This is a genomic window from Clostridium sp. CTA-19 (genome assembly GCF_054767855.1).
Genome location: NZ_BAAABH010000060.1, coordinates 1 through 6927, shown reverse-complemented (window position 1 = coordinate 6927; position 6927 = coordinate 1). Strand labels below are relative to the sequence as shown.

The window sequence follows — 6927 nt, the reverse complement described above, 5'->3', positions numbered from 1 at the left end:
TTAAAATACTTATTTTCAACATCAGAAAAGGTATTAATTAAATTATTAAATGGAGTATTTAATGAAAACTTTAATGTTGATGAAGTGAAAATTTCTGTAAGTAATAATGAGTTTGTGGATAGTGACCTAAACATAATTAGAGGTGATGTATTTTTTAACATGTTGAACCAAGATGACAGCAAAGTAAACTACCATATAGAATTTCAAACTAAAAATGATAATACAATGGTTATTAGGATGTTTGAATATGGATTTAACAAAGGAAAAGAAGATTTAAATACAAATAATCAAAATAAGAATATCCAAGATGACATGAAAACAATTTACTTTCCAAGACAAAGGGTAATATTCTTTGAAGAAAACAGAGAAATAGAAGACATACTAAAATTAAGAATAATTTTCTCTGATAATCAAAAAATAATATATACAGTGCCAGTAATGAAATATTGGGAGTACACTGATGAAGAGCTTATAGAGAAGAAGATGTACCCATTACTACCACTACAATTATTTAATCTAAGAAAAAAATTAGACAAAGCACAAAGAAAAAATGATATAAATAGAATAAAAGAACTATCACTACAGGCGAGGGGAATAGCATCAAAAATAGCCAAAGAATCACAAGAATTGTTGCAAGAAAATGAGATATTACATCAAGATTTTCATAAAATGTTACTTGCAATACAAAACCTAATTGAATATTTGAATAGAAATTACTTTAAAGATGAAAGAATAGAAGAAGAGGTGATTACAATGACAAAAACATTATATGATCCAGAAGTTGAAAAAAAGGGAATAGAAAAAGGGATAGAAAAAGGAATAGAAAAGGGTATGGAAAAAGCAATAGGGTTAATGTTGAAAAAAGGTATGGATGCCGAAACTATAGCTGAAACATTAGAAGTAAATTTAGATGAAGTTAATAAAGTAAAAGATAAAAAACAATAACGAAAAAGCCAATCTCTAATAAGAGGTTGGCTTTTTTATTGGCAATGGACAATTTAAAAAAAATGACATAGGACAATTGACAATGATGGTTGAAACTGGATTCCAGTTTCTTTGAACTATAGGGGTTAAATTCTAAGTTTATGATATTAAATTAAACAAAATTAGATTCAGGGTTTACAGCCGTAACAAGAAGGACAGGCGTACCAAAGTATGTTTTCTATAAGTTATTTTTACAGTGAAATCGAAAGGGTATCAATAAAATCTAAAGCAATCAAAGCCGGTCCTAAAATAGCAGCTTTGCTGCGTAGATGTTGGGGACCGACTTCGAGCAGTATTGTAGAGAAACTAAAATCAGCAAAAGTATCTAGCCAAAAGAATAGCAAAATAGCCAATTACGCGTCTGTCCCTCTTGTGATGGAGGTAGAACTTGGGGTGATTGATTGCTTAGGAGTTTTACTTTTGTAGATTAAAAGATACGTTTAGCATTACTAAAAACAAAGTTACTTAACTGTATTTAATTTGTATTAATATAAATTTTGTAAAAATTTGTTTGATTTTTACTGTAAAATTTAATATAATTCAAATGTTAAGTAAAAGGAGGAATGTGTGATGTTTAAAAAAAGAATAATTACATTATGTATGGCTGGAATTTTGTGTTTTAGTTCAGCTACTGTTTTTGGAGAAACAGGAAGTATAAAATACACACGATTAGCAGGGGAGACTCGTGTTGAAACAGCTATAGCTATAGCAGATGAATTTATAGCTAATAGAGGAAATAAAATGGGCTATGATTATAACTGTGCTATATTAGCACCATCAAATGATAAGAATTTGGTCGATTCTTTAGCCGTCGCACCATTAGCTTATAAGGTAGGTGCTCCAATATATTTAAATGATTCTAAAGATGAATTAAATAGTTTGGTTTTAAATAAACTTATAGAAAACAGCATAACATGTGTGTATATACCTACAGGTACAAGTGTTATATCTACAAAAGTTGAAGATGAACTTTTAAAAAATAACATAGAAGTCATAAGACTAGGCGGGGATAGTAGATATGAGACATCAGAAAATATTTTAAAGGAATATATTAATAAAGGTGGAGATATTTCTAGTGCTTGTTTAGTTTCTGGAAATGGACTAGCAGATGCTTTATCTATAGCACCAATTGCTTGTAGTAAATCTATGCCAATAGTTTTAGCTAATACTGAAAGTAAAATTTCTGGTATGGGAGAAAGTATTCTTCTAAATGCTAGAGAAGTCTATGCTATTGGAGGAAGCAGAGTCATATCAGATGATTTAGTATATAACAAATTAAGGGCTATTAGATTAGGTGGAGAAAATAGATATGAAACTAACACTATAATTTGTAAATATTTTAATTTTGATTTTAATAAAGGTACTAAATCCTTTGAAGATAAATTTTTAATTGGTATTCCTTCATCTTATGATTATTTTAAAAATTTATATGTAGCTAATGGAGGTAATAATCATTTGGTAGACTCATTAACAGTGTCTGTGTTAGCTGCATTAAATAAAAGTCATATAATTTTAAGTGATGGTACTTTAGATGAAAATATAAATGAAAGTTTAGAGAAAAATATATCTAATGATACAAATGTATATTTATTAGGTGGAGATAGAGCTATATCTTCTAATATTTTAGATAATGTTCAAACTATAGAAGAATATGTAGATTATGTTTCTAATAACTGTAATAATGATTTGAAAAGAGATAGAGTGATATCAATAGCTCATAGTTTAAGAGGAACACCTTATGCATGGGCAGGGAATTCTCCAGAAAAAGGATTTGATTCTTCAGGGTTAACACAATATGTATATAAACAAGTTGGAGTTGATATAGGAAGAACAGTAGTAGATCAAATGAGTAAAGGATATAAGGTCAATAAAGAAGATTTAATACCAGGAGATTTAATTTTCTTTAGCTATTCTGGAGATTACTCTGATCACGTAGCGATATACATAGGTAATGGACAGTATATACATTCACCAGGGATGGGAGATGTTGTGAAAATGTCATCATCATATTATGGATATGTTACTGCAAGAAGAATTTTAAAAGAAGATTAAATAAAAATAGGTGGCTTTTACAACTTAGTTAGTTAAAAGACTTATTTAATTTAAAATTAAAATTTAAGGAATTAAAAATTCACAAAGAACAGTTGAGAATTAAAAAATTAAGGATTAAGAGTTATGATTTTTTGTTTAGTTGAGGTAGAAAGTTAAAAAAATAAATTTTTTATATTTGCATTTGCTATTAATTATGTTAGTCAATGATGGTATAATTATATCTGTATGACTAAATATGGATAAAAACAATAAAGATAAGGTGTAATAATTATATACGGAGGATTTTTATGAGTAATAGTGATGTAAATTGTGTAAAACTGAAGTTATCTTTACATCCAGATGAAGAAGCTTTAGTTTCAGATATAAAAAAGATGATGTTAGAAGAAGAGTTAGAAGAGTTTGATGGTATAAGGGAAAACGATGTAAATATAAGAACGTCTTATGTTTTTGATGATGGTGAAAATATTGAAATTGGAGTTTTTTTTAGAAATGCTACAAAGGATGACCTTCACTTTACTACTTTGCCGTTAACGTTGGTTGATGAAAATGAAAATATTTTAGTGTCAGAAACTTTTAAATTAGATTCCTTAGGCGAAGTACCTGCTTATAGTGCAAGGCCGCATAAAATATTGTTTAGTAAGGCAAATATGCCTGAAAATATAAATATAAATAAAGGTTGTAAAATTATATTTAGTGAACAAATAGAAACTTTAAATGTAGCCCATATTGAATATGAAGATATAGAAAAAATACCTTTTGAAATGCAAATGTTTTTAAAACAATCATTGAATACATTGCCACCAATAGAAAAGGGACAAGTTGATTTAACTACATATGAAGTATATATGGAAAAAGATAATAAAGTAAAGGTTACTTTTTTGGTTAGGAATGGTAAGAATAAAACATTTAAGGTGGAAAAATTACCTATAACAATATATGATAAGAATAAAGAAATAATACATACAACTACTTTAGAAATAGATGGGATAGAATTAAATTCTAATAAAGCAAAATTATTTAGTTTTATTATAGATTGCAGTAATAAAGAGTTAAGTGAATTTGATTTAAGTGTACTTAATTTAGAGTTTAAAAGATAATATAAAGTATTTGTGTTGTTTTACTAAAGAAATATTACATAAGCACGATTATTCCTTTGAGTGATAAAATTATTATCATACAGAGTGAAAATTTTAGGCTATTGAAAAAGAAATGAAAACAATGTATAATTTTGTTAATAAAACTGAATAATTATATTACTTTGTAATTATATATGAAACAATGAAGTATATTTTGTATTTGGGTATCTGAAATATATGGAGTTAATGATACAACCGGCTAGTATATATATGTATATTAGCCGTGTTTTTTTTTCTAAAAATACTTATAAAATGCAAGTGATTTTAGAAAAAACAAAGTAATTATATTTATAATATGTAAAAAAAGTGTTAATAAATATCTAAATTTGTCGATATGTATATTACAACAATAAGTATTAAATAATAATTAAAATTAATCTATGGAGTTAAGTTATATAAAGTTTGTATTTTTGAAGTGGGGGGAAAATTTTGAATAAGAAGAAAATACAATTAATAATATTATCAGCTATATTAAGTAGCATTATATTAGCACCTAAAGAATATGTATTAGCTTGTGATAATGTAAAAGATACTCAGTTGGTTAAATGGACCCATCAGGATACGTGTGTCGAGGATGATAAGAAATATAAAATAGATATAGATAATGTAGAATATATTGTAGAGGATAATACAACAGATATAGTAAAATTTTCAGATCCTAATTTTAAAAAGGCATTGAATGAAAAATTAGGCAAACCTTTTGATGCAGAGATTACCGTTGGCGATCTTAACAATATGAGTGGGGTTTTAGACTTAGAAGATAGAGGTATATCTAATATAGATGGAATAAGACATCTAGAAAATATAGAGGCTTTAATTTTAAATAGTAATCATTTAACTACTATCCCTAATGAAATAGAAGCATTGAAAAATCTAAAAACTTTAGAATTAGATGATAATCAATTAATTATGTTGCCAGATAATATTGGTAGCTTAAAAAATCTACGGGAGTTATATTTAGCTGATAATCAGTTGACTGTATTACCTAATAGTATAGGTGAACTAAATAATTTAGAAGATTTTATAGTACAAGCAAATAACTTGAGCTATTTACCAGAATCAATAGGAAAGTTAGATAAATTAGAGAAGTTATATTTATGTGCTAATGAATTAAAAGAAATTCCAGAAACGATAACAAATTTACAAAATTTAAGAGTGTTATCATTGAAAGTAAATTATATAGAAGAATTACCTAAATCTATAAAGGAAATGAAAAGCTTAAAAGATTTAGATATAAGAGGAAATTTAATAGAGGACAATTAAAAAAATAAGGATTAAGAATTAGGAATTAAGAATTTAGGAGGAAACTGGACACTAGTCCAGTTTCTTTTTAATTTAAGGGAGTAGAATTTGAGTTTAGGATATAAAACTAACTAAAGCTAGATTCAAAAGTATGCAGTCGTAGCAAATTATATAATTGACAAAGGACAAAGGACAATTTATTTAGGAATTGACAATGGACAATTGACATTTGACAATGATGGAGGAAACTGGATTCCAGTTTCTTTGAACTATAGGAATTAAATTCTAAGTTTATGATATTAAATTAAACAAAGTTGTATTCAAAGTTTACAGCCGTAACAAATGGGACAGGCACGAAAGGTGTATACCCATAAAATAGAGAGCAGCTCTTTAAATTTAGTTATCATAAATAAAAAAAAGTTAGCTAGTCCCTTAAATAGTTAAGAGTTAATAATTAATAGTTAAGAGTTCAGGATGAAACTGGATCACCAGTTTCTTTGAAATAAAGTAGCTTTGCTGCGTAGAGGTTCGGGACTGGCTTTGATTTATTAGTGGAAAAATAAAAAATTAGGAGAGCAGCATGTGTTAGCGAAGAAAATAAATTTATCGTGCCTGTCCCATTTGTGATGGAGGTAGAACTTTGAACGATTACATACTTAGTTGAGGTAGGGAGTTTGAAAAATTGACAATGGACAATTGACATTTGACAATGGTGGAGGAAACTGGACTGCCAGTTTCTTTCAATTTAATAGAGTAAATTCTAGGTTGGGGGTATAAAACAAACAAAAGCTAGATTCAAAATGTGTAGCCATAACAAGAAGGACAGGCGTACCAAAGTATGTATTCCATAAGTTATTTTTACAGTGAAATCAGAGGGTTATCAATAAAACCTAAAACAATCAAAGCCGGTCCTAAAATAGCAGCTTTGCTGCGTAGAGGTTCGGGACCGACTTTGAGTACTATTGGAGAGAAACTAAAATCAACAAAAGTATATATCCAAAAGAATAGGAAAGTAGCCAATTACGCGTCTGTCCCTCTTGTGATGGAGGTAGAACTTTGAACGATTGCATACTTAGATTTTGTTAGTAAAACTAGATTCAAAAATACGTTGAGAATTACTAGTAACAAAGTGAGTAGTAATAACCATAAGTTAAATAAAAAATGTGATAGTTCCCTAAAAATATAATTATGAGGTAGTGAAAACATATAATAATTTGGATATAATGTAAGTATAAGAATACTATAAATATAAAAAATTAACTAATGAAAGTAGTGAAATGATGAATAAACATATAGATGAAGAAAAGCATAACAAGGAGCTTTTAAAAGAACAGGTAAAAGGAAATGAAAATAAAGATAAAGTGAAATTAGATATTGTATTAAAATACTTATTTTCAACATCAGAAAAGGTATTAATTAAATTATTAAATGGAGTATTTAATGAAAACTTTAATGTTGATGAAGTGAAAATTTCTGTAAGTAATAATGAGTTTGTGGATAGTGACCTAAACAT

At 27.6% G+C, this 6927-nt stretch carries 4 protein-coding genes, 1 pseudogene and 1 riboswitch; all 5 genes and pseudogenes read left to right on the top strand.

The window, feature by feature from the left end:
• Window positions 1-945 (top strand): RpnC/YadD family protein (locus tag ACYUE0_RS17305; protein WP_460271849.1); only part of this gene is annotated, 945 nt, incomplete at its 5' end.
• A 609-nt stretch (window positions 946-1554) separates the two neighbouring features.
• Window positions 1555-3036 (top strand): cell wall-binding repeat-containing protein, encoded by a 1482-nt coding sequence (locus tag ACYUE0_RS17300; RefSeq protein ID WP_460271847.1) that lies wholly within the window; start codon window positions 1555-1557, stop codon window positions 3034-3036.
• A 287-nt stretch (window positions 3037-3323) separates the two neighbouring features.
• Entirely contained in the window at window positions 3324-4133 is an 810-nt protein-coding gene (locus ACYUE0_RS17295; RefSeq protein WP_460271845.1) for an SLAP domain-containing protein, read from the top strand.
• Between the two features lie 165 nt (window positions 4134-4298).
• A riboswitch (cyclic di-GMP riboswitch) is annotated at window positions 4299-4382 on the top strand.
• A 219-nt stretch (window positions 4383-4601) separates the two neighbouring features.
• The gene (locus tag ACYUE0_RS17290; protein ID WP_061995443.1) at window positions 4602-5435 is read left to right on the top strand and encodes a leucine-rich repeat domain-containing protein; all 834 of its coding nucleotides are present in this window, start codon (window positions 4602-4604) and stop codon (window positions 5433-5435) included.
• A 1256-nt stretch (window positions 5436-6691) separates the two neighbouring features.
• Window positions 6692-6927 (top strand): annotated as a pseudogene (locus ACYUE0_RS17285) (hypothetical protein); the annotation flags it as partial.